The 23,296-nt window shown below is 44.9% G+C and carries 22 protein-coding genes, 17 tRNA genes, 2 rRNA genes, 1 pseudogene and 1 riboswitch; of the genes and pseudogenes, 6 read left to right on the plus strand and 36 right to left on the minus strand.

Annotation, left to right across the window (positions count from 1 at the left end; genetic code table 11):
* Positions 1-123 precede the first annotated feature (123 nt).
* From prkA to queG, 7 genes are all read right to left on the minus strand, one after another.
* Positions 124-2,019, minus strand: a complete 1,896-nt coding sequence (gene prkA / locus AC0C66_RS15060) for a serine/threonine protein kinase PrkA (RefSeq protein ID WP_003224051.1) — start codon at positions 2,017-2,019, stop codon at positions 124-126.
* Positions 2,020-2,369: 350 nt separating this feature from the next.
* Positions 2,370-3,077, minus strand: a complete 708-nt coding sequence (locus tag AC0C66_RS15065) for a hypothetical protein (protein ID WP_088679598.1) — start codon at positions 3,075-3,077, stop codon at positions 2,370-2,372.
* A gap of 11 nt (positions 3,078-3,088) precedes the next feature.
* On the minus strand, positions 3,089-3,802 hold the full coding sequence (locus AC0C66_RS15070; RefSeq protein ID WP_061188236.1) for a bactofilin family protein: 714 nt from the start codon (positions 3,800-3,802) through the stop codon (positions 3,089-3,091).
* Positions 3,793-4,434, minus strand: a complete 642-nt coding sequence (locus tag AC0C66_RS15075) for a YhbD family protein (RefSeq protein ID WP_014113139.1) — start codon at positions 4,432-4,434, stop codon at positions 3,793-3,795. Before AC0C66_RS15075 ends, AC0C66_RS15070 begins: the two co-directional genes overlap by 10 nt.
* A gap of 126 nt (positions 4,435-4,560) precedes the next feature.
* Complete coding sequence (gene trmL, locus AC0C66_RS15080) at positions 4,561-5,043, minus strand: tRNA (uridine(34)/cytosine(34)/5-carboxymethylaminomethyluridine(34)-2'-O)-methyltransferase TrmL (protein WP_072183318.1); 483 nt, start codon at positions 5,041-5,043, stop codon at positions 4,561-4,563.
* Positions 5,044-5,080: 37 nt separating this feature from the next.
* Positions 5,081-6,010, minus strand: a complete 930-nt coding sequence (locus AC0C66_RS15085) for an amidase domain-containing protein (protein ID WP_072183317.1) — start codon at positions 6,008-6,010, stop codon at positions 5,081-5,083.
* Between the two features lie 67 nt (positions 6,011-6,077).
* The gene (queG, locus tag AC0C66_RS15090; protein WP_061188232.1) at positions 6,078-7,238 is read right to left on the minus strand and encodes a tRNA epoxyqueuosine(34) reductase QueG; all 1,161 of its coding nucleotides are present in this window, start codon (positions 7,236-7,238) and stop codon (positions 6,078-6,080) included.
* Between the two features lie 82 nt (positions 7,239-7,320).
* On the opposite strand from queG, the gene AC0C66_RS15095 reads away from it, so the two are divergent.
* A complete protein-coding gene (locus AC0C66_RS15095) occupies positions 7,321-7,944 on the plus strand; it encodes a B3/B4 domain-containing protein (RefSeq protein ID WP_088679599.1) in 624 nt (207 codons plus the stop codon).
* A gap of 90 nt (positions 7,945-8,034) precedes the next feature.
* Here the strand turns inward: AC0C66_RS15095 and AC0C66_RS15100 are convergent.
* Positions 8,035-8,108, minus strand: a tRNA-Gly gene (locus AC0C66_RS15100).
* A gap of 190 nt (positions 8,109-8,298) precedes the next feature.
* Here AC0C66_RS15100 and AC0C66_RS15105 point away from each other — a divergent pair.
* Positions 8,299-8,499, plus strand: a complete 201-nt coding sequence (locus tag AC0C66_RS15105) for a helix-turn-helix transcriptional regulator (RefSeq protein ID WP_041521149.1) — start codon at positions 8,299-8,301, stop codon at positions 8,497-8,499.
* 1 nt (position 8,500) lies between these two features.
* A complete protein-coding gene (locus AC0C66_RS15110) occupies positions 8,501-8,974 on the plus strand; it encodes a hypothetical protein (RefSeq protein WP_014113134.1) in 474 nt (157 codons plus the stop codon).
* A 17-nt stretch (positions 8,975-8,991) separates the two neighbouring features.
* On the opposite strand, the gene rpsN is transcribed toward AC0C66_RS15110, so the two are convergent.
* From rpsN to AC0C66_RS15140, 6 genes are all read right to left on the minus strand, one after another.
* Positions 8,992-9,261, minus strand: coding sequence for a 30S ribosomal protein S14 (gene rpsN, locus AC0C66_RS15115; RefSeq protein WP_088679600.1), 270 nt, complete (start codon positions 9,259-9,261; stop codon positions 8,992-8,994).
* Positions 9,262-9,374: 113 nt separating this feature from the next.
* A complete protein-coding gene (locus AC0C66_RS15120; protein WP_088679615.1) occupies positions 9,375-9,911 on the minus strand; it encodes a hypothetical protein in 537 nt (178 codons plus the stop codon).
* A 96-nt stretch (positions 9,912-10,007) separates the two neighbouring features.
* A complete protein-coding gene (gene ssuD / locus AC0C66_RS15125; protein ID WP_087987984.1) occupies positions 10,008-11,144 on the minus strand; it encodes an FMNH2-dependent alkanesulfonate monooxygenase in 1,137 nt (378 codons plus the stop codon).
* A gap of 22 nt (positions 11,145-11,166) precedes the next feature.
* Positions 11,167-11,997, minus strand: coding sequence for an ABC transporter permease (locus tag AC0C66_RS15130; protein ID WP_461845678.1), 831 nt, complete (start codon positions 11,995-11,997; stop codon positions 11,167-11,169).
* On the minus strand, positions 11,994-12,992 hold the full coding sequence (locus AC0C66_RS15135; RefSeq protein ID WP_072565976.1) for an aliphatic sulfonate ABC transporter substrate-binding protein: 999 nt from the start codon (positions 12,990-12,992) through the stop codon (positions 11,994-11,996). The genes AC0C66_RS15130 and AC0C66_RS15135 overlap by 4 nt, the downstream gene beginning before the upstream one ends.
* A 17-nt stretch (positions 12,993-13,009) precedes the next feature.
* Positions 13,010-13,777, minus strand: a complete 768-nt coding sequence (locus AC0C66_RS15140; protein ID WP_088679616.1) for an ABC transporter ATP-binding protein — start codon at positions 13,775-13,777, stop codon at positions 13,010-13,012.
* 408 nt (positions 13,778-14,185) lie between these two features.
* Here AC0C66_RS15140 and katA point away from each other — a divergent pair, with 408 nt between their 5' ends.
* Positions 14,186-15,637 (plus strand): catalase KatA, encoded by a 1,452-nt coding sequence (gene katA, locus AC0C66_RS15145; protein ID WP_472973619.1) that lies wholly within the window; start codon positions 14,186-14,188, stop codon positions 15,635-15,637.
* Positions 15,638-15,661: 24 nt separating this feature from the next.
* On the opposite strand, the pseudogene AC0C66_RS15150 reads toward katA, so the two are convergent.
* The 3 genes and pseudogenes from AC0C66_RS15150 to AC0C66_RS15160 all read right to left on the minus strand — a co-directional run bounded on the left by AC0C66_RS15150 (position 15,662) and on the right by AC0C66_RS15160 (position 18,764).
* Positions 15,662-15,860: pseudogene (locus AC0C66_RS15150) on the minus strand (FbpB family small basic protein).
* 131 nt (positions 15,861-15,991) lie between these two features.
* Positions 15,992-17,764, minus strand: a complete 1,773-nt coding sequence (gene thiC, locus AC0C66_RS15155) for a phosphomethylpyrimidine synthase ThiC (RefSeq protein WP_088679617.1) — start codon at positions 17,762-17,764, stop codon at positions 15,992-15,994.
* 131 nt (positions 17,765-17,895) lie between these two features.
* Positions 17,896-18,003, minus strand: a riboswitch (TPP riboswitch).
* A gap of 68 nt (positions 18,004-18,071) precedes the next feature.
* Positions 18,072-18,764, minus strand: a complete 693-nt coding sequence (locus tag AC0C66_RS15160) for a Type 1 glutamine amidotransferase-like domain-containing protein (RefSeq protein ID WP_088679603.1) — start codon at positions 18,762-18,764, stop codon at positions 18,072-18,074.
* 157 nt (positions 18,765-18,921) lie between these two features.
* On the opposite strand from AC0C66_RS15160, the gene AC0C66_RS15165 reads away from it, so the two are divergent.
* Complete coding sequence (locus tag AC0C66_RS15165; RefSeq protein WP_044059171.1) at positions 18,922-19,140, plus strand: spore coat protein; 219 nt, start codon at positions 18,922-18,924, stop codon at positions 19,138-19,140.
* A 52-nt stretch (positions 19,141-19,192) separates the two neighbouring features.
* Here AC0C66_RS15165 and AC0C66_RS15170 read toward each other — a convergent pair whose 3' ends face one another.
* Entirely contained in the window at positions 19,193-19,396 is a 204-nt protein-coding gene (locus AC0C66_RS15170) for a hypothetical protein (RefSeq protein WP_072566821.1), read from the minus strand.
* A 139-nt stretch (positions 19,397-19,535) separates the two neighbouring features.
* On the opposite strand from AC0C66_RS15170, the gene spo0M reads away from it, so the two are divergent.
* A complete protein-coding gene (gene spo0M, locus AC0C66_RS15175; protein WP_088679604.1) occupies positions 19,536-20,312 on the plus strand; it encodes a sporulation control protein Spo0M in 777 nt (258 codons plus the stop codon).
* A 92-nt stretch (positions 20,313-20,404) separates the two neighbouring features.
* Here spo0M and AC0C66_RS15180 read toward each other — a convergent pair.
* From AC0C66_RS15180 to AC0C66_RS15265, 18 genes are all read right to left on the minus strand, one after another.
* Positions 20,405-20,486: transfer RNA gene (locus tag AC0C66_RS15180), tRNA-Leu, on the minus strand.
* Positions 20,487-20,766: 280 nt separating this feature from the next.
* Positions 20,767-20,855: transfer RNA gene (locus tag AC0C66_RS15185), tRNA-Leu, on the minus strand.
* A 7-nt stretch (positions 20,856-20,862) separates the two neighbouring features.
* Positions 20,863-20,933, minus strand: a tRNA-Cys gene (locus AC0C66_RS15190).
* Positions 20,934-20,938: 5 nt separating this feature from the next.
* Positions 20,939-21,013, minus strand: a tRNA-Gly gene (locus tag AC0C66_RS15195).
* A 48-nt stretch (positions 21,014-21,061) separates the two neighbouring features.
* Positions 21,062-21,133: transfer RNA gene (locus AC0C66_RS15200), tRNA-Gln, on the minus strand.
* 9 nt (positions 21,134-21,142) lie between these two features.
* Positions 21,143-21,218: transfer RNA gene (locus AC0C66_RS15205), tRNA-His, on the minus strand.
* A 24-nt stretch (positions 21,219-21,242) separates the two neighbouring features.
* Positions 21,243-21,316: transfer RNA gene (locus AC0C66_RS15210), tRNA-Trp, on the minus strand.
* 5 nt (positions 21,317-21,321) lie between these two features.
* Positions 21,322-21,406 (minus strand) — tRNA-Tyr (locus AC0C66_RS15215).
* A gap of 22 nt (positions 21,407-21,428) precedes the next feature.
* A tRNA-Thr gene (locus AC0C66_RS15220) sits at positions 21,429-21,501 on the minus strand.
* Positions 21,502-21,506: 5 nt separating this feature from the next.
* Positions 21,507-21,582 (minus strand) — tRNA-Phe (locus tag AC0C66_RS15225).
* Positions 21,583-21,594: 12 nt separating this feature from the next.
* Positions 21,595-21,671, minus strand: a tRNA-Asp gene (locus tag AC0C66_RS15230).
* A 61-nt stretch (positions 21,672-21,732) separates the two neighbouring features.
* Positions 21,733-21,809: transfer RNA gene (locus tag AC0C66_RS15235), tRNA-Met, on the minus strand.
* A gap of 7 nt (positions 21,810-21,816) precedes the next feature.
* Positions 21,817-21,892: transfer RNA gene (locus tag AC0C66_RS15240), tRNA-Val, on the minus strand.
* A 9-nt stretch (positions 21,893-21,901) separates the two neighbouring features.
* Positions 21,902-21,973 (minus strand) — tRNA-Glu (locus AC0C66_RS15245).
* Positions 21,974-22,007: 34 nt separating this feature from the next.
* Positions 22,008-22,099, minus strand: a tRNA-Ser gene (locus AC0C66_RS15250).
* A gap of 5 nt (positions 22,100-22,104) precedes the next feature.
* Positions 22,105-22,179, minus strand: a tRNA-Asn gene (locus tag AC0C66_RS15255).
* Between the two features lie 9 nt (positions 22,180-22,188).
* Positions 22,189-22,304, minus strand: a 5S ribosomal RNA gene (gene rrf / locus AC0C66_RS15260).
* A gap of 111 nt (positions 22,305-22,415) precedes the next feature.
* Positions 22,416-23,296 (minus strand): 23S ribosomal RNA (locus tag AC0C66_RS15265); the annotation flags it as partial.

A 23,296-nucleotide genomic window follows, 5' to 3' on the forward strand; every position in this document is an offset into this window, starting at 1 on the left:
AGATTATGAAACAAGTCTTTCGAAAAGATTTATATTCATCATATGCACAAAAGCACGGTTAATTGACAAACTATTTAGAAAATGGGACAAAATAACCCGCCCTATTCGGACGGGTCACGTTGCTTATCGGTTCAGCAGGCTGCCGACATATTTCAGCAGCTCATTGGCGCTCGTCGAGTTGTAGCCGTGTTCATCAATTAAACGGGCCACGACTTCATTTACCTTTTTCAGCTGCTGCTCATCCGGCGTTTTTGTTGACGTCGTAATTTTAACGACATCCTTCAGATCAGCAAACAACTTTTTCTGAATGGCTTCACGCAGCCTTTCATGAGAATTATAATCAAACCGTTTACCTTTTCTCGCATAAGCCGAGATACGGATTAAGATTTCCTCGCGGAACGCTTTTTTGGCGTTTTCCGAAATGCCAATCTGCTCTTCGATTGATCTCATCAGCTTTTCGTCAGGGTTCATTTCTTCTCCTGTCAAAGGATCACGAAGCTTGTTTTTATTGCAATAGGCCTCTACGTTATCGAGATAATTGTCCATAAGTGTTTTAGCTGATTCTTCATATGAGTACACAAACGCTTTTTGAACTTCTTTTTTCGCAATGTCGTCATATTCCTTGCGGGCAGCAGAAATAAAATTCAAATACCGCTCCCTGTCCTCGCTTGAAATCGAAGGATGCTGATCAAGACCTTCTTTTAAGGAACGAAGAACATCAAGAGAATTGATCGACTCCATATTTTTTCTGATAATCGTTGAAGAAATCCGGTTGATCACGTACCGCGGATCAATGCCGCTCATGCCTTCATCATTATATTCTTTTTTCATATCCTCAACGTCGACAGAATTATATCCTTCCACACTTTCTCCATCATACAGTCTCATTTTCTTGACCAGATCGATATCCGACCGCTTCGGTTCTTTTAATCGGGTAAGAATCGAGAACATCGCAGCGACCTTCAACGTATGCGGGGCAATGTGAACATCCGATACATCGCTCTCCGCGATCATTTTTTCATAAATTCTCTCTTCCTCAGACACTTTTAAATTATAAGGGACCGGCATTACAATGATTCTCGAATGCAGGGCTTCATTCTTCTTATTAGAAATAAATGAGCGATACTCCGTTTCATTCGTGTGAGCCACGATCAGCTCATCAGCAGAAATTAACGCAAATCGCCCCGCTTTAAAATTCCCTTCCTGTGTCAATGAAAGCAAATGCCAGAGAAATTTCTCATCACATTTCAGCATCTCCTGAAACTCCATCATCCCGCGGTTCGCTTTATTCAGCTCTCCGTCAAACCGGTATGCGCGCGGATCTGATTCTGAACCGTACTCGGCAATGGTTGAGAAATCAATACTTCCCGTCAAATCGGCAATATCCTGAGATTTCGGATCAGACGGGCTGAATGTTCCAATTCCCGTACGCTTATCTTCTGAAAAGAAGATGCGTTCAACCTTCACATCCTCAATTCTTCCTCCGTACTCTTCTTCCAGCCTCATGACATTTAAAGGAGAAAGACTTCCTTCTATTCTAATGCCGTATTCTCTGTAAAAGTCATCACGCAAATGATGGGGGATTAAATGTAGAGGGTCCTCGTGCATCGGGCAGCCTTTAATCGCATATACAGCGCCATTATCCGTCAAGGTGTACGCTTCGAGACCTTTTTTGAGCATCGTGACCAGCGTGGATTTACCGCCGCTCACAGGTCCCATCAGTAATAGAATCCGCTTTCTGACATCAAGCCGTTTCGCGGCCGGATGAAAATACTCTTCCACCAGACGCTCCAAAGATTCCTCAAGCCCGAACAGCTCGCGGTCAAAAAAGCTGTACTTCTTACGTCCGTCAATCTCCTCTATCCCGCTGTCTTTTATCATATTAAAAACACGAGAATGAGCAGATTGCGCGACCATTGGATTTTCTTTAATAATCTCCAAATAATCGGCGAATGTTCCTTCCCATTTCAGCCGCTGCTCTTCCTCTCTGTACTGTTCAATTTTCTTTAATATATCCATAAGGACCTCCTCCATCATGTTTGATGCGCTATGCAAATAAGGTACTTTGATACAATCTATGCCGCCATCTCGTGATACATGCTTTGGTTTCTTAAAAATAAAGATACTTATACGGCGTTGACAAGGCAGACCGCGACCGTTCATAATAAAGAAAAATACAGAATCATCCAGACTCGGACAGCACGGAAAAATTGAAGAGGGGGAGAGACGGTGAAAACAATCATCATGATGGGTGTCATTGTCACTTTTTTAGTATCAATTTTTACCGCAGGGTACGATAGCAAGCCGGGAAAAGAATAAAAAAGGGTGCTCCTCATAAGAGCACCCTTTTTGTATAACAGAACAATGTTTTATAATTTTGTTTTTTCTTTAATCTTTGAATGATGATCACATTCGCATTTATTTTTGTACTCAATTGTTCCGATGCTGCAGCCCGCCCCGATGATCACTTCTTTTCCCCTGACAACTGCCGCCTCGGTATTCTCCAAATAAACCTGATCTCCTTCTATGACGTCGGCAATCAGTTTCACTTTCTTCCGGTTAAAAAATGTCGCGCGTCTTTTCACTGTAATGGTTGTTCCGCCGATTTCCCGCACATGGCTTACATCATGGCTCAATCCCAGCTTGATATCACCCGCATTTAATAAACCTGATACATCAACGCAACCTGTGACATGGAACATTTCCGTTTCACAATCACCTTTAACGCTAAGCTTCCCTTTCACATCGCACGATTCTCCAGTCATATTCCCGCAAATTTCAGTCAGGCCTTTTAGATTGAATCGATCAAATTGAAGTGAGCCACTGACTTTCATTGTGCCGTAAATATTGATTCTGCCGGCTGTCAGATTGCCTTTACATTCACTTTCTCCGAATACACGCAGCCGCTCAGTCTCTGCTTCCCCGAGAAAAAGGCCTGTTCCGAATATGCGGCAGCCCGCGGCAGACAGCCCTTCACCGATTACACCTTCACCTTTGATGCTGACATGGTGGTATGCGCCGCCTGCAGCATGTCCGGCACCATATAATTTTAAATTTCCCAGTTTTGTTGTCTCCATTACGATCCTCCTCACATCTTCGTGCATGTTTCAACCGAAGCGCTCGGATCACAAGTATAGTCCCCGCTGTATTCAACGGTTTCAATCTGGCAATCCGGACCGATTTTCACTTTATTTCCTCGCACGGTTTTCGCCTTTGTATTTGTCAGTTCAATGACATCACCTTCGATCAGTTCAGCCGTTAAAACAGGCTGCGGCATTAGTCTGAGCAATGTCAGCATTCCTTTTCTGCCGGTCACTTGAAGATGGCGGCATCCGATTTCCCGCACATAACTTTCCCCGGCAGAAAGCTTAATGGTCACCTCATCAGCATTTAAAAGCCCGCTGACTTTGCATTTCCCCTCCGATTGGAAGGTTTCCGTTTCACAATCCGCTTCCATGACCGCTTTTCCGCTAATGTCAATGCCATCAGCCTTGACTGTGCCACCAAATGTTGATGATCCAGCGATTTTCAATTGTTTTGCGGAAACCTCTCCTTGAATAAAACCTGTTCCGTTAATCCGAATTGATTCTGCTTCAACGTCTCCATGTATCTTTCCTGAACCGCTGATGGTTACCGCTTTCGCTTTGACGCTGCCGTCAGCTTTTCCGGTTCCATTAAAAGAAAAAGTGTCACACTCCACGTCCCCGGCCACTGTTCCGCTGCCGTTTATTTCAACTGATTGAAATGTTCCTCCCTTTGAACTTCCTGATCCGTTTATCACCAGCTTTTCCATTACATCCATTGATGGCCCTCCTGTATATATGTTGTTTTTAATTCCTCTGACGCTTTTACTAAATCCACCCGTTCCACAACCTTGACGGACGATTCAAACAGAATGCTGTCCGCTGCAGCCGCTATAAAACAAGTTGTGACACCGAGCTTCCGCAGCACAATCAGCTCCGTCTGATTCTTGATCTCTTCAGTATCATGCTGCTTTAACACCTCTGCAGCCATTTTTGCTTCTTCCAGACTGACATTTCCGGACTGCAGGAGCCCTTCAAGTACATACAGCGATAGCAGGTCTCGAGAAGAAAAAACCGAATTTCCTCCGCCTTCTGAAAAAACATCAAGAGCAGTTCTTGAAATCAATCCTTTCTGAATCAATTCATCAGCGGTCATGCTGACATCCTTCATTTTCGGCGACAGCATTTCCCTCATTTCATCCAGTGACAAATTTTCCTTCATCTTTTGAATCATTGAAATGCGTTTTAAAATATCCTCTCTCGGAAAAAACGTTTCTTGCCCTGTAAAAGTGGATTTGCGAATAAACCATTCCTCAGGAATTAAGTTTTTCCGCTTCCACCGATACAGCTGACCGTATGAAATCGATGTTTTTTCAAGCAATTCTTTTTTAGAGATTAATTGTTCTTCCATAAGTCCAGCTCCTTTGATGGATACATTGTAACATAACACTGTTACGTTGTTAAGCCCAAAAAACAAAACAAAGCATCTCTCGCAGCACAAAAAAATCCGCCCATCATCGATGAGCGGATTTTTTCACTATTTTAAATCACGGTAATTTTGCTGGCGCAGCGCTTCATAAACGAGAATCGCCGCAGTGTTGGACAGATTTAACGATCTAACGTGCTCTGTCATCGGAAGACGCAGGCAGCGGTCCATGTTATTTTGAATTAAATCCTTTGGCAAACCGCTTGTTTCTCTTCCGAATACAAAGAAATAATCCTCGTCAAGATCAGTGTAATCAAAAGATGTATGAGGCTGCTGGCCGAATTTCGTGATAAAGAAAAACTGGCCTTTTTGATATTCCTCAAACAATTCTTCTAACGAATCATGATACACAACGTTAACAAACTCCCAATAATCGAGTCCGGCACGCTTCAGCATTTTATCATCCGTTGAAAAGCCGAGCGGACGAATCAGGTGGAGCGTTGTATTGGTTGCTGCACAAGTACGTGCAATATTCCCTGTATTGGCGGGAATTTCTGGTTGATATAAAACGACATGTAATGCCACAATGTTCACCTCTGTTTTTCTTATCCGCCCATCATTATATCATTAATTAGTCTTTTGTCGTATCATCAACGATATGAAAAAAGGCATATCGTATTGACGGCGTGTATGCCGTAGAATCCTCGTATGACCAATACCTCATCCGGCTGTCATAGGACTGGGCGTTGACAAGCGGCATATTGCCTTTGTCCTTCGCCACAACAATCGTTGTATGATTAAACCGGCCGTCTCCTTCAAAGTCATAGCAAATCACATCGCCAGGCATCAGCTCTTCCGCAGATTTCACCCGCACCGCACGAAGACCGGCCTTTGAATTCGACAAATACATTTTCATAGAATGAGCCACCGTCCAGCTATAGCTCCATGAGCTTTGTTTCATCCACCAGCCTGACCCTCTGTTCGGATGGCCGCGCATCGGTGCGCCTCCCGCATGAAGGCACTGTGAAATAAAATTCGTGCAGTTATCGCTGAAATTTTTATAAGCCGGGTTGCGCTTGTTCCAAAATTTCTCGGCATATTGCACAGCGCCGAGACGATCGTATTGAAAGGCTCTGCCAAACGCTTCCCTTTCCTCTTGAGAATAGTCAATAATACTGGTCCCTTCATGAAATCCAGCCGACTTTTTCGCAATTTCCTGATCACTAATCAAAATATGATCATAAAGGAAAGCTACCCGCTCCTCTATATGCTCTTCCATATACAAGCTGTCATCATGCTCTTTACACACGTATTCATAATGGATGGTATACGTAAGGCAGGTCGTTCCGTCATCCTCAACCCGCACATGATCGATGACGGCCTTTGCTTTCGCTTTTATGATGTCAACTTTACGTTTTTCCAGAAGCTTCTTCTTTCGCTCCATGACTTCAAGGTCTCCGACTTCAGACTCTTGTCTCATAGCATGCCCGTTAACCAAATAGCTCAGCCGCTCCTCCGCTAATTGTTCTAAAATGTGCTTCAAGCTCACCCCACCCACCATACTTTTTTATAGAGAAAAAACACTTGGATGCATCTCAAGTGTTTTTCCCTTCTGTTCTATACGTATGTCAGGACAGGCCTTGTTTAGTCATGCCTGAAGCTTTTAGCAACTCAATTCCTTTTTCAATTTCCAGCTTTGCCTCTTCATCCTTCTCTTTTTCCAGCGCTTTTTCAAGCTCTTCCGCGTATGCATGGTCTCCGATTTTACCGATCGCCCATGCAGCTGTTCCTCTGATAACAGGACGCGGGTCCTTATGCATCAGTTCCGTCAATTCAGGCAGTGCGGAAGCATCCTTAAAGTGGGCAAGGGCGAGAATGGCGTTTCGCTGAATCGGTTTTTTTCCGCGCCAAGAACCTGAGACATGTCCGAATTTCTCCTTAAATTCGCGGTTGCTGATGGTCAAGAGCGGCTTCAATAACGGTTTTGCTATCTCAGGGTCCGGCTCCATTTCCGGATGAAGATGAAAGTCCTTCCCCTTATTGAGAGGACACACCGTTTGACACGTGTCGCACCCATACAGGCGGTTTCCAATCTTTGTCCGGAATTCATCAGGCAAAAATCCTTTCGTCTGGGTCAGAAAAGAGATACAGCGCTGGGCATTCAGCTGTCCCGGATTTACAAGTGCTCCCGTCGGACAGGCGTCCAGACATTTCGTGCAGGACCCGCACATATCTTCAATTGGCACATCTGGCTCAAAAGGTATATTTGTGATCATTTCCGCCAAATACACATATGAGCCATACTCAGGCGTTGTGATCATACAGTTTTTCGCGCTGAACCCGATGCCGGCCCGTTCTGCAACCGCCCGATCAGACAATTCACCTGTATCTACCATTGACTTTGTTCTGATATCCTCATGCTTGCTTCTCAGAAATTCCTCCAACAGATCGAGCTTTTCCCTCAGCACATCGTGATAGTCTTTGCCCCAGGAGGCTCTGCAAAAAATGCCCCTGCGCTCCGTTCTCGTGCTTCTCGGCGCATCCTTCATTCTGGAAGGATATGCGAGAGCGATCGCCACAATTGATTTCGCTTTCGGCAAAAGCAGCTTCGGCGTCACCCTTTTCTCGATATCAGGCTCTTCAAAGCCGGAGAGATAGCCGAGTGATTCTTGAAGAATCAAACGGTCTTTTAAACTGTCAAATGTATCAGCGGTCGTAAAACCAATCTTGTCCACGCCAATGCTTTTCGCGTATTCAATTAATTCTTCTTTGAGCTGATAAACGTTCATATTTTGCACAGCCTCCTTTCTTTGTGATAAAACGATACAGCGTTTATAATAGGTTGATATCACGTAACTGGAGTGAATGCTAGTGAATATCAAACTTGATTCTGTTATTACTGAACGTGCGGCCGGCTTACATGCGGCGGCTGTGATTTATGAGAATATCGAAGTCGGCTCCTCTCCGCAAATGCTGAAAGGCAGGCTTCGCCTATTTCAAGAATCCCTGTTTTTCGATTATGCGGACGGTGGAATATCTGATGAACCATTCGTCAAGGAATGGCGGGAACTCTTTAAACAGCTTAACCCTACATTTGAGGGAGAAACAACCCCAATGGAAGACATGCTGATCCCAATATCCAAAGAACAATTCATGGAAAGCAAGGATTCAGCCCATGACACCATCGATTTTTTCGCATTAAAATATTCTCTGCCCATTATGATTTATGATGCCGGCAAGCTTCATGAGCCAGTCCGAATCTCATTGGGAGAAAAAGAAAACATACTGCTTTTCTCTGATGAAAACGGCATATTTGGCGATTTAAAAAACAGCGTCAATCGCTATCCCATTTCAAACGAGACGAAGAAAATGCTGCAAATCATTTTTTTTCCGCCATCCATTGAAAAAAGCAGCGCTGTTAAACTCTTATCATCATTAACGAAAATGTTTGAACAAATTCACGGCGGTACCCATACAGTACATTGGCTTACGTAAAAGAACACGAATGACGTGTTCTTTTTTACATAAAAAAACGCAATACTTCGTTTATCTAAGAAACGAAACACTGCGTTAATAACGTATGTATGGAGCGGGTGATGAGAATCGAACTCACGACATCAGCTTGGAAGGCTGAGGTTTTACCACTAAACTACACCCGCATTTGTGTTTTTCAGTAACAGTACCGCTGACTTGTTTTATATTACACGTTTATTAATTTTTCGTCAAGAGAATATAAAAATTTTGTCGAAAAAAAGTTTTCTTTTTGTAAAGTGTTAAGTCACATTTACATAATGTTAAGTATACTATACAATATAATCAATCGAGAATGTGAAGGGGACAGACGTCATGATGAAAAATAAAGTAAAAGAGCTGAGGGCACGCCTCGGCTATTCTCAGGAAAAACTCGGAGAAACGGTTGGCGTTACAAGACAGACTGTGGCAGCTATCGAAAAAGGCGATTATGTTCCCTCACTGTTGTTAGCACTGAAAATCTGCAAAGCCTTCTCCATGAAAATGGAGGATGTCTTTTGGTTAGAGGAGGAAAACTAAGATGAGCATGAAAACAAAAGCAGCTTTTCAACTTGTTTTATTTGGCCTTGCATGCTGGACGCTGATTGCATACTTTGAAGCATCAGAAGGCATTGCATCCTTTATCCGCACAAAGAGCGGCGAGATGGTGTTTGAATTAAACCTCACTCCCTTTATTCTGTTTGTTGCGGCGTCTGCGGTTTATTTGTACTTACAGAAGAAAAGCCGCCCTGCTGCAAAAAAGCTTCTTCTGCCTGATGAATTTGAAGAGCAGGACGAAAGAGAGAAGATGATGACGGCAAAAGCATGCCGCGCGTCATATATCGCCGTCTACTTCTCGCTTCCTGCCGCAGCGGTTCTTCTCATTTTTTATCCGCTTTTTCAATCGCGTATTCCGTTTTTCCCTATTATTATTGTGTTTATCATCATGATCATCCAGCACCTATCCTATGTCATCTCTTTCAAGAAAAACGAAAAAAACTCCGGCGCGCTGTAATCGGCCGGAGTTTTTTCTTACCAGCTCGCTTTTTTCACACCGGGAATCTGGCCTTTATAAGCCAGTTCCCTGAAAGCGATTCTGGACATTTTAAACTTCCTCATATATCCTCTCGGGCGCCCCGTTACCATGCAACGATTGTGGAGCCTTCCCGGTGCTGAATCTCTTGGCAGCTTGCTGAGTGCCTCGTAATCTCCTTTTTCTTTCAACTCGCGTCTAATATCAGCGTATTGTTCAACAAGCTGTTGGCGTTTTAACTCTTTTGCCACTTTTGACTTTTTAGCCAAGACACATAGCCTCCTTTTTAAATCGAAATTATTACGATTTAAAATGTATCATGCACCATTCAAAAAAGCAAGCATACCGCTTTGTAAAACAGACGGCCTGAAGCCGCCCGTTTCTAATGATGCAACTCCACATAATACAGTAACGCATCTTGATGCTTCATAAGCTCTTTTTTATGTTCAGAGGTGTGCATTGGCTCGTCAGTCCCTTTTATACTGCTGCCGATCAAAAAAGGTTTCTCGAAAGAAATCGGTACCGCCGATGAAATAGTCTGAGTCATTTCCTGTGTTGCGCTATCGTCACGTTTCACCGATGAACTGGCCGCTGTATTTCCCTGTTTATCAACAATGCCAAAATGAACAGTGCTGCGTTTAGTCTTTCCTTCTCCCTCTTCATTCTCAAAATAAACAAATTGTAATGTATCGGGTTTTTTCTCTGAATAATCTGCACTTACCGGACCAATCGTCTCAATAAGCTTTCCTTTTTGATAATGTTCGATGTACATGTCAACTGAAGAAATACTTTCACTGATATTAACGGCTTCGGCAGTGAATGCCTGTGAAGCTGCAATATCCATTCTGTTTTTTTCAAGATCTGACATGTCCGCTGCTTTGATTTCCATCTGCTTTGTATGTCCGCATGCTGACAGCATAGCTATCAGGCAAATGACTGCTGCGCTTATCAATGTTTTCAGAAAAACAGCCCCCTTTATTTGAATATCATACCATGTTTGGGGGCTGTGTTTTACTTAAACTGACGCATTTTTCTCTTTGACAAAATAAGTGTTCCCGACGGCTTCTCCCCTTTTGTTCTGAAGCTTTCTCGTGCGCTCATTTTCAAACGGCAAAAGCGGAAACACAAGCTCTGCAAAATAATATGCTTCTTCTAAATGCGGATAGCCAGAGAATATAAACGATTCTATGCCGAGTGCCTGGTACTCCGCTATCCGGTCGGCAATAGTCTGCGGATCACCGACAAGAGCTGTTCCTGCCCCGCCCCTGACCAGGCCGATCCCCGCCCACAAATTCGGGCTGATTTCAAGCTTCGTCCGATCGCCTTGATGAAGGACCGCCATCCGCTGCTGGCCTGAAGAATCGTAACGGCTCAAAGCTGCCTGCGCTTTGGCAATGGTGTCATCATCCAAGTGGCTGATCAAGCGCTCAGCCGCTTCCCACGCCTCTTGTTCGGTTTCACGGGCAATGACATGCAGCCTAATGCCGAATCGAACGGATCTCCCTTCTTTTTCCGCCTGCTTTTTGACTCTCTCAATCTTTTCTTTTACTTGTTCAGGCGGCTCGCCCCACGTTAAATACACGTCTGTATGCTTTGCAGCAGCTTCAATCCCCGCCTGTGACGATCCTCCGAAATAGATAGGCGGATGCGGCGCTTGCTGCGGCGGGAAGAGCAGATTGCTGTTTTCCACTTTTATATGCTTTCCTTCATAGGAAACCGTTTCTCCCTGCAAAAGTCTCCGCCAAACGGTTAAAAATTCTTCTGTCGCTTCATAGCGTTCATCATGGCTGATAAACAGGCCATCTCCAGCCAGCTCGTACGGATCGCCTCCTGCCACAACATTGATCAGCAGCCGGCCGTCTGAAATGCGGTCTAAGGTAGATGTCATTCTGGCTGCTAGAGAAGGCTGCATTAAACCGGGTCTTACCGCGACTAAAAACTTTAAGTCCTTTGTTTCTCCTGCCAAAGCCGATGCTGTAAGCCATGGGTCCTCGCACGATCTTCCCGTCGGCAGAAGAACACCCGTATATCCCAGCCTGTCAGCCGCCTGCGCGACTTGTTTAAAGTAAAGATGATCCGCAGTCCGTCCATCGCTTTCAGATCCTAAATATCTCGCGTCTCCATGAGTCGGTATAAACCAAAGAATTTCCATATCCATCTCCCCTTTACGTATATTACCCTTCGTAACTGTTTCTCCACTTTAGCAGTTTTCGTTCAAGCAGCCTGACAAAGGAATCCGTCAGCTTTCCAACCACCGCAAAAATGATAATCCCGGCAAACACTTTGTTCGTTTGTGAAAACTGTCTTGCATCCATGATCATATAACCGACTCCTGAGCTTGAGCCCATCAGCTCTGCTACAACAAGTCCAAGCCATGCAATGCCGAGCGATAAGCGAATGCCGAGCAATATATTTGGCAGGGATGCCGGCAATATCACTTTGGAAATCTGCTGATGCCATTTAAATTCAAGCACCCGGGCGACTTCAAACAGCTTCGCGTCAACTCCGCGGATGCCGTTAAATGTATTGATATAGACAGGAAAAAAAGCACCGAGCGCAATCAGCAAAATTTTAGATACCTCATCAAAACCGAACCATAAAATAAACAGCGGCGTGACCGCCAGATGGGGAACGGTTCTGAGCATTTGCAATGACGGATCAAGATACAACTCCGTCCGTTTTGAGAATCCGGCCAAAATCCCGATAATCAAGCCAAGCCCCGCGCCAAGCAAAAAACCAAGCGCCGCCCGATAGATGCTGATTTGCAGATGACTAAACAGCTCACCGGACAAAATAAGCTCTTTAAACGTCAGGACAATCGCAACGGGTGTGGGCAGCACTGTAGCGGACACTACCCCAAGGCCGCCGATGATTTGCCAGATGGCGATGATGACAGCGGGCAGCAAAAGCCCCTTCATCCAGCCGTATTTCATCCTTCCGGGCTTTTTCCGCACCGCTTCCGCACTCGTTTTCGGCAGCGAGCCTGCATCCTCTGCTTTCATCATTGATCACCTCCTGAGGAATTTTCCTTTAACGCTTTTTTAATAAATGTGTTATCCACAACCTCTTTCACATCAATCTTCTTGTCTATCGCCTTCGTTCGATATTGGAAATCTGCTGTCTCCTGCTGTGCTTTCACAATGTCGTCACTGATGACCTCATTCAGAGGCTCAGTATTTTTCAACACATTTTCGACGACCTTTTTATCGAGACCTTTAATGTCTGCATACAAGTCAGCGGCTTCATCCAGGTGTTCCTTTTGCCACACAACAGCCTTATTAAACACCTTCAGAAAACGGACTACTTCGTCCGGGTGCTCTTCGGCAAACTTTGTTCTTACTAAAGTAAATCCGGGTGAATATAAATCTGTGCTTTCCCCGTTCACAAGGATGTTTGCTCCGTGTTTGATTGTTTCTAAAGACAAGTACGGCTCCCAAATGGACCAGGCATCAACAGACCCGTTTTCAAACGCAGAGGCCGCTTCATCAGGCTGAAGCTGAATAATCGTCACATCATTAGCTGACAATCCCACTTGATCAAGTGCTTTATACAGAAAATCAAAACCGCTGCTGCCTTTGGCGACTGCAATTTTCTTCCCCTTTAAGTCCTTGACGTCCTGAATGCCGCTGTTTTGATTGACAAGGATGCCGTTTGCTTTCAATCCGTCCTGAGACAAACCGATTTCTTTAAAGTCAATGCCTGCCGCCTGTCCAGCGATAACAGGAGAATTGCCGACTTGAGAAAAATCAAGTTTGTCTGCCGCAAGTCCTTCAAATTGGGGCGGACCGCTTTGAAACTCCACCCATTTCACTTTGATGCCTTCTTTTTCAAATGCATCTTCAAACCAGCCTTTCTCCTTCGCAATCAAAAGCGGGCTTAAACTTTGCTGAATACCGATTCGAATTTCTTTCAATTGTTTGTTGTCACTGCTGGCTCCATTTGCTCCACAGCCTGCCAGCAGAAAAAAAACGGTAACCAATACAATGAGTCCTTTTTTCATTTCTGCTTCCGCCCTTTCTATATCCCTGATCCTTCAGCGTACTCTAGATCTTCCGTTTTCTCGAATTCCGACAGCACTTTCTGTCTGATCGCTTGGAAATCCGGAGTCGTCCGGTTTCGTGGATACGCCAGATGAATGGGCATCAGCTTATGGATGTTCCCCGGTTTAGCCTTAAGGATCGCAAGCTCATTTCCTAAATAAACAGATTCATCTATATCATGAGTCACGAGAATCATCGTTGTTTTTTTCCTCCTCCATATATCCAGCAACACGTCCTGCAGGTGTTTTCTAGTAAAAGCGTCGAGTGCACCAAACGGTTCATCTAAAAGCAGGACCTCAGGCTCCCGCAGAAGAGCCCGTGCGATAGCGACTCTTTGTGACATACCGCCTGACAGCTCGCGCGGGTATGCTTTCTCCGATCCTTTCAATCTGACAATCTCAATCAGTTCATCCACCTTCTGTTTGACTGTTGGATCTTTCAAGTTCAAATCGGCGGCAATATTCTGCTCAACCGTCAGCCATGGAAAGAGGCGGTGCTCCTGAAAAATAAATCCTTGCTGAATACCCGGAGCTGTTACGCTGCGTCCGTTAATTTCAACACTCCCGTCATAATTTGAATCAAGCCCCGCAATAATCTTTAACAGCGTGCTTTTTCCGCACCCGCTAGGTCCGATGAGCGTAAGAAATTCACCTGGTGCGATTGATAATTGAATGTTCTCCAAGACCGTTGTTTTGCGGCCCTCTTGAACGAATGTCTTTTTTTTGATGCTGATGGTCACAGCCACTTTTATCCCTCTCTTTCTGCCAACCCCGCCTTCTACAAAAACAAAAAGGCCCCCATCTCTGTTCGTTGTAGAGATGAGAGCCTTCGGCGGTCCGATCAGCTGCCCAATTGTTTTTTGTTTGAATATCATGTTAATTCAAACTATTCCGATGTGTCAACTCTTTTTTCAAACAAGATTTTTGGCATTCTTGTTTATCACTTAATCTGCTTGATTCGCAAATAGAGAAGAAAAAATCATTTCTTCAAAAAACTTTTTCTCTCTTATAAGCTGTTATGACAAGGGTTTATCAACATTTTTAATACTTTATATCCCTTAATAGAAATGACTATTTTATAATAATTATAAAATAATATTGACTTTTTACTTAGAGATGATATTATGTTCTTATAAATTTCAAGAGGTGATGACATGAGTTCAAATAAACTGACAACTAGCTGGGGCGCTCCGGTTGGAGATAATCAAAATTCAATGACTGCCGGTTCTCGCGGACCAACTTTAATCCAAGATGTACATTTACTCGAAAAATTGGCCCATTTCAACAGAGAACGTGTTCCTGAACGTGTCGTTCACGCCAAAGGAGCAGGCGCACACGGATATTTTGAAGTGACAAATGATGTAACAAAATACACGAAAGCCGCTTTCCTTTCTGAAGTCGGCAAACGGACACCGTTGTTCATCCGTTTCTCAACAGTTGCCGGTGAACTTGGCTCGGCTGACACCGTTCGCGACCCGCGCGGATTTGCTGTTAAATTTTATACTGAAGAAGGAAACTACGACATCGTCGGTAACAATACACCGGTATTCTTCATCCGCGATGCGATTAAGTTCCCTGATTTCATCCATACACAAAAAAGAGATCCAAAAACACACTTGAAAAACCCTACAGCTATATGGGATTTCTGGTCACTTTCACCAGAATCACTGCACCAAGTGACAATTCTGATGTCAGACCGCGGAATTCCTGCAACACTTCGCCACATGCACGGCTTCGGAAGCCATACATTCAAATGGACAAATGCCGAAGGCGAAGGCGTATGGATTAAATATCACTTTAAAACAGAACAAGGCGTAAAAAACCTTGATGTCAATACAGCAGCAAAAATTGCCGGTGAAAACCCTGATTACCATACAGAAGATCTTTTCAACGCAATTGAAAACGGTGATTTCCCTGCATGGAAACTATATGTGCAAATCATGCCTTTAGAAGATGCAAATACGTATCGCTTCGATCCGTTTGATGTCACAAAAGTTTGGTCTCAAAAAGACTATCCGTTAATCGAAGTCGGACGCATGGTTCTAGACAGAAATCCGGAAAACTACTTTGCAGAAGTAGAACAAGCGACATTCTCACCTGGAACACTCGTGCCTGGTATTGATGTTTCTCCAGATAAAATGCTTCAAGGCCGGCTGTTTGCTTATCATGATGCACACCGCTACCGTGTCGGTGCAAACCATCAAGCACTGCCAATCAACCGCGCACGCAACGAAGTGAACAATTATCAGCGTGACGGACAAATGCGTTTTGACAATAACGGCGGCGGATCTGTTTATTACGAGCCTAACAGCTTCGGCGGTCCGAAAGAGTCACCTGAGGATAAACAAGCAGCATATCCGGTACAAGGAATCGCTGACAGCGTAAGCTACGATCACAACGACCACTACACACAAGCCGGTGACCTCTATCGTTTAATGAGCGAAGATGAGCGTGCCCGCCTTGTTGAAAATATCGTAAACGCCATGAAGCCGGTAGAAAAAGAAGAAATCAAACTTCGCCAAATCGAGCATTTCTACAAAGCGGATCCTGAATACGGAAAACGCGTGGCAGAAGGCCTTGGATTGCCGATTAAAAAAGATGCTTAATAGAAATGTAAAAACCCGCTGTAATTAGCGGGTTTTTTTATATTTAGTTATGCACTGCCGTATGCTTCTTATCAATCTTCATATAAATTTCCTCCATAAGCTCCGCGCTGTTCATAATCTCTCGTTTATTTTTTTCAATCAGAAGATCAAGCGGCAAAATCTGATTCCCATATATTTTTCGCTTCCTAAATCGTTTTCTCCCCTTCTCTTTTTTGATTCCCATCAATGATCCCTCCTTTTTCATACAAAAAAGGCCCTTATCTAAAAGATAAGAGCCTTCGGTGTCCCGATCAGCAAATGCTGGTAATATTTATTAGCTATATTAAAACGTATTCCATTTCGCCTGTCAATCTATTATTTATACAGCTTGCTGCCTTGATTCACAAATTCTTCAGCTTTTTCTTTCATTCCCTCTTGAATGGCATCCCATTCACTAAGCTTTTTATCCTTCGCATAATCCCGAATATCCTGAGAAATTCTCATGCTGCAAAACTTCGGCCCGCACATTGAACAAAAGTGAGCGGTTTTTGCTCCTTCTGCCGGCAGTGTTTCATCATGATATTCAAGCGCTCTTTCTGGATCAAGAGATAAATTAAACTGGTCTCGCCAACGGAATTCAAAGCGGGCTTTCGATAACGCATCATCCCGTATTTGCGCTCCGGGATGCCCTTTTGCAAGATCTGCTGCGTGCGCAGCAATTTTATATGTAATGACCCCTTCACGAACATCATCACGGTTTGGCAGCCCCAAATGCTCCTTCGGCGTTACATAACAAAGCATTGCTGTCCCATACCAGCCGATCATCGCCGCTCCGATCGCTGAAGTAATATGGTCATAGCCCGGCGCAATATCTGTCGTCAGCGGCCCCAATGTGTAAAAAGGCGCTTCTTTGCAAATGTCCATTTGTTTATCGACGTTCTCTTTGATTTTATGCATCGGCACATGCCCCGGTCCCTCAATCATCACCTGAACATCATGCTTCCAGGCAATTTGCGTCAGTTCTCCGAGGGTCTCTAATTCAGCAAATTGCGCTTCGTCATTGGCATCAGCGATTGATCCGGGGCGAAGCCCGTCCCCAAGAGAAAAAGCAATATCATACGTTTTCATGATTTCACAGATTTCTTCAAAATGAGTATACAAAAAGCTTTCCTGATGATGGGCCAGACACCACTGTGCCATAATCGCTCCCCCGCGTGACACGATTCCTGTTGTCCGTTTGGCGGTTAGCGGGACATACCGCAACAAAACACCCGCGTGAATCGTAAAATAATCCACTCCCTGCTCTGCCTGCTCGATCAGCGTATCACGGTAAATCTCCCACGTTAAATGCTCCGCTACGCCGTTTACTTTTTCAAGCGCCTGATAAATCGGAACAGTTCCCACAGGCACAGGGCAATTGCGAATAATCCATTCACGCGTCGTATGAATATCTTTACCGGTAGATAGATCCATCATCGTATCCGCTCCCCAGCGGATGGCCCACGTCATTTTTTCCACTTCTTCTTCAATTGATGACGTAACCGCTGAATTCCCGATATTCGCATTAATCTTCACATGGAAATTCCGGCCAATAATCATCGGTTCACTTTCAGGGTGATTAATATTTGAAGGAATGATCGCCCGGCCGCTTGCTACCTCATCTCTGACAAATTCGGGAGATACATGCTCGCGAATGGCGATAAACTCCATCTCAGGTGTAATGATCCCCTTTTTAGCATAATGCATTTGGGTGACATTTTGACCCGCTTTCGCCCGCAGCGGTTTCCGCTTTAGTTCTGGGTAGCTTATGTTTGGGATTGCCTTTTTATAACCGTTATCTTCTGGTTTTATAGTCCGTCCTTCATATTCTTCCACATCGTTACGCTCTGTGATCCATTTTTGGCGGAGCGGCTTTAATCCTTCTTGAATATTAATGGTCACATCAGGGTCCGTATACGGTCCGCTTGTATCATAGACACGCACAGGCGCGTTTTCCTCTTCGCCGAACGATCCTGTCGTCGGACTTAAGGCGATTTCCCTCATCGGCACTTGGATGTCCGAGGAAGAACCCTCCACGTATATTTTCTTACTCCCCGAAAAACTCGACATAATGGAAATGTTGGCTTGCTGCACTGAATCGTTTTGCATCATTGATCCTTCCCCTCTCTCGTTTGAAAGGACAAAATCAAGCCCATAACCAGCACAAAAAACCGGATTCAAGTGAATGAACCCGGTTACAGTCAGAAAGAAACATATTATTGCCCAGCACGACAATAATAAAAACAATTCCTCTACTTCCCCACGCTGGTACGAACCAGATCAGGTCCAAAGGGTTAAGAAGCTTACCTTCTCTCTCAGCCCGAAAACGGGCACCCCCAGTAACTATTGATTTCGGACTCATCTTAACATAAAACCAATCGAAAAAAAAGAGGAATATAGAAAATATTCAGCTAATTCAACCCAAATATTTGGCCCGCAGCGGGATTTCAGAAATCTCATGTTCACCCCTCATCACCCGATATGCCTTTGCACCCGGTCTTGAACTCACAGTCTGAAACAGCTGATCATTTATGAAATGGAGAGCCGCTCCATCGTCCGCCGCATAGCCATCGCACAAGAATTCGTTAGATATCAACTGATGGTATATCGGCCTCCGGTTCTTTTCACCGTCATAATGAGGACAAAAGCTCCCTTGCAAAAAACCTAAACTTTTCATACTTGTCAGCGGTCCTGCCGAATCTGTCACTCCTTCTTCAAACCAGCAGATCGCACCGGCACTTAATCCAGCTAAAATCACCCCGTTCTTCCATGCCTCTCTGAGAATAAGATCCAGCCCCCATTCCTTCCACAGCACAAGCATATTCCGCGTATTTCCCCCGCCAACATAAATCACGTCCTTTTCCATAACAAAAGAAATGAAGTCTGTTGTCGGCGGCTTAAATAAGGATAAATGAGACGGCACACAATCCAGTGTTTGAAAAGCATGATAAAACCGCTGAATATAGTTTTGGGAATCACCGCTCGCCGTCGGCAAAAAACAAATGCGAGGCGACTTCCGTCCCGATTGATTGATGATATATTGATCGAGGGACAAATTTTCCGGTTCCATCGAAAAACCCCCGCCGCCCATCGCAATAATCTGTTTCATCATCCCACTCCCCGAAAAAATTTGTTAATCATTATAGCATTTTGTATAAATCCATGAAACAAGGCTAAATACTTCTCAATAGGAAGATCTAAAAGATAAAACCCACTAACAGGCGGTGAAGGCATTGAACGATTTTTCAACCCCAATCATACCTATAATGATTCTTGATTGCTTAACGACAATACAAATCATCATTAAAAAGTACACTGTCGCAATAACGGAAACTGCAAACCCCGACCTCCGAACAGCGTTGCATGATCAATTAGATGCAGCTGTTCATCTGCATGGGGAACTATCTGAACTTCTGATGGAAAAAGGCTGGCTCCTGAGTAAGCCATTTCAAATCGATTTGCTTTTATCTTGCAGAGAACTGTAACAAAGTCACAAAAAAAGACGGAATCTCATCTTTCAGATCCCGTCTCTCCCTTTTATTGCTCCACTCTTCTTAAAGCCTCGTTTACCGTTTCTTTTATAAACGCGTCTTCACCGCTTAATCGGTCTAAACTGAGATCACCGTTTCTAAGCCTTTCGGAAATATTGTTTATATCCTCCTCTACCGTGATTTGCAGCTCACCAGCCAAAAACATTCTGTGTAATTCATCAGCAACCATACTTTCTTTATCCATTTCAATCCGCTCCTTTGCTTTCAATAGTATTCTTAGTCTGTCCCTAGGCCGGACGAATAATAGGTAAAAAGTATGAATCAAATGAATCTTTTTTCTTCCTTCTTACGTATATCTGTTGAGAAAAAGAAAAAGGGGAAGATCTAACATGTCATTTTTTAAGAAGCTCGCAGCAAGTGCCGGTATCGGTGCTGCAAAAGTAGATACAATTTTAGAGAAAGACGCATATTATCCAGGAGAAGAAGTACGGGGAACTGTCCATGTCAAAGGCGGGAAAATCGCTCAGGACATCCGCTATATTGATTTACAGCTTAACACACGGTACGTCATTGTAAAAGACGATGAAGAACACCGGAAATACGCTACAATTCATTCTTTTCAGGTCACTGGTTCATTCACCATTCAGCCTGGAGAAGAGCAGCAATTTCCGTTCTCATTCACCCTCCCTCTTGATACACCGATTACTGTAGGGAAAGTAGAGGTCGCCGTAGTGACAGACCTTGATATACAAGGCGGTATCGATAAATCCGACCAAGACCGCATTTTCGTTGAAGCGCACCCTTGGATTGAAAGTGTGCTGGAAGCAATCGAAAACCTAGGTTTCCGTCTTAACGAAGCAGACTGCGAACAAGCGCCCTACTTCCAACGCCGCCTTCCGTTCGTTCAAGAATTTGAGTTCATTCCGACATCAGGCTACTATCGTCAGATGCTTGAGGAATTAGAGCTTATTTTCCTTTTAGACGAAAATGGTTTAGAAATCATTTTCGAAGTCGACCGCAGGGCAAGAGGCCTGCGAGGATGGCTGGAAGAGATGTATAATGACGGAGAACAGCTTGTACGCGTCCGTTTCAGCCAATCAGAGCTTGAAGATGCAGAAGAGCTTAAAGAGGTACTAGAAGAGATCATAGACCAATACGCTGAGTGAATGATAAAAGGAGCCTCAATTAAGATAGGCTCCTTTTCTTTGATAAAAAATAAAAACCCGTTTCTGTATAAGAAACAGGTTTTTTTCAAGTATACCGGTGGTCGGGGTCGAACCGACACTCCAGAAGGAACACGATTTTGAGTCGTGCGCGTCTGCCAATTCCGCCACACCGGCAAGTTTTACGTCGTATCTAACCGACGAATATAAATATATCATGGATCTTACAAAGTGTCAACGTATTTCAAAAAAGTTTTTTTGGAAATATAAAATAAAAAAGGATTAAGAGACTTAACTAAACATAATAACTCAAGCAGCTTTATGATCATGTATCGGAACGTAACTTAGCTGCATAAATCAAAACAATAAAAAAATGATCTACACAAGTAGATCATTAATATGATTAGTTATAATGATAAAACACAAACACCAATTCAACTTACCATGTAAGTAAAATTGGTGCCGAGGGCCGGACTTGAACCGGCACGGTAGTCACCTACCGCAGGATTTTAAGTCCTGTGTGTCTGCCAATTCCACCACCCCGGCAAAAGAAAGGCGACACCCGGATTCGAACCGGGGATAAAGGTTTTGCAGACCTCTGCCTTACCACTTGGCTATGCCGCCGTAATTGGAGCGGAAGACGGGATTCGAACCCGCGACCCCCACCTTGGCAAGGTGGTGTTCTACCACTGAACTACTTCCGCATCTTAAGGGACTTCATACATCATATGCAATTAATATAAAAAGTGAGACTGGGCTAGCTGGATTCGAACCAACGCATGACGGAGTCAAAGTCCGTTGCCTTACCGCTTGGCTATAGCCCAATGATAATATGGGGCGATTGATGGGAATCGAACCCACGAGTGCCAGAGCCACAATCTGGTGCGTTAACCACTTCGCCACAACCGCCATAATCTCAAGATGTCATAAATTTGGCAGGGGCAGTAGGAATCGAACCCACACCGGAGGTTTTGGAGACCTCTGTTCTACCGTTAAACTATGCCCCTATAAATGGTGGAGGGGGGCAGATTCGAACTGCCGAACCCTGAGGGAGCGGATTTACAGTCCGCCGCGTTTAGCCACTTCGCTACCCCTCCACATTAAGTTTTGAAAAAACAGTGCCGGCAAGAGGACTTGAACCCCCAACCTACTGATTACAAGTCAGTTGCTCTACCAATTGAGCTACACCGGCATAGGTGGTGGCTCGGGACGGAATCGAACCGCCGACACACGGATTTTCAGTCCGTTGCTCTACCAACTGAGCTACCGAGCCTTGTTATTTAAATGGCGGTCCGGACGGGACTCGAACCCGCGACCTCCTGCGTGACAGGCAGGCATTCTAACCAACTGAACTACCGGACCATATTTGTATAAAATAATTTTGGCTGCACCCTTCGGGCACTTCTTATATCATTTATATATTTGGTTGCGGGGGCAGGATTTGAACCTGCGACCTTCGGGTTATGAGCCCGACGAGCTACCGAACTGCTCCACCCCGCGATGATAATGGTGGAGGATGACGGGCTCGAACCGCCGACCCTCTGCTTGTAAGGCAGATGCTCTCCCAGCTGAGCTAATCCTCCATCATATAATGACCCGTACGGGATTCGAACCCGTGTTACCGCCGTGAAAGGGCGGTGTCTTAACCGCTTGACCAACGGGCCCAGACTTTCAAATGTAATTATGTATAAGTATCAGTGGCGGAGAGCAAGGGATTCGAACCCTTGAGACGGAGTTGACCGCCTACACGATTTCCAATCGTGCTCCTTCGACCACTCGGACAGCTCTCCAATAATGGCTCCGCAGGTAGGATTCGAACCTACGACCGATCGGTTAACAGCCGATAGCTCTACCACTGAGCTACTGCGGAATGAAGTCTGCCTGGCGATGTCCTACTCTCACAGGGGGAAACCCCCGACTACCATCGGCGCTGAAGAGCTTAACTTCCGTGTTCGGTATGGGAACGGGTGTGACCTCTTCGCCATCATCACCAGACAATTTCAGTGACATTTAACATTATACTATGTATTCTTGAGAAAATCAAGTATTTTTTGAAAAAACTTATTCTCTCAAAACTAGATAACAGGTGTGACATCATTCAAAATGTGGGTTAAGTCCTCGATCGATTAGTATCTGTCAGCTCCATGTGTCGCCACACTTCCACCTCAGACCTATCAACCTGATCATCTTTCAGGGATCTTACTTCCTTGCGGAATGGGAAATCTCATCTTGAGGGGGGCTTCATGCTTAGATGCTTTCAGCACTTATCCCGTCCGCACATAGCTACCCAGCGATGCCCTTGGCAGAACAACTGGTACACCAGCGGTGCGTCCATCCCGGTCCTCTCGTACTAAGGACAGCTCCTCTCAAATTTCCTGCGCCCGCGACGGATAGGGACCGAACTGTCTCACGACGTTCTGAACCCAGCTCGCGTACCGCTTTAATGGGCGAACAGCCCAACCCTTGGGACCGACTACAGCCCCAGGATGCGATGAGCCGACATCGAGGTGCCAAACCTCCCCGTCGATGTGGACTCTTGGGGGAGATAAGCCTGTTATCCCCGGGGTAGCTTTTATCCGTTGAGCGATGGCCCTTCCATGCGGAACCACCGGATCACTAAGCCCGACTTTCGTCCCTGCTCGACTTGTAGGTCTCGCAGTCAAGCTCCCTTGTGCCTTTACACTCTGCGAATGATTTCCAACCATTCTGAGGGAACCTTTGGGCGCCTCCGTTACCTTTTAGGAGGCGACCGCCCCAGTCAAACTGCCCACCTGACACTGTCTCCCCGCCCGATAAGGGCGGCGGGTTAGAAGGTCAATACAGCCAGGGTAGTATCCCACCGATGCCTCCACCGAAGCTAGCGCTCCGGTTTCCAAGGCTCCTACCTATCCTGTACAAGCTGTACCAACATTCAATATCAGGCTGCAGTAAAGCTCCACGGGGTCTTTCCGTCCTGTCGCGGGTAACCTGCATCTTCACAGGTACTA

The organism is Bacillus sp. VA13 (assembly GCF_055710085.1).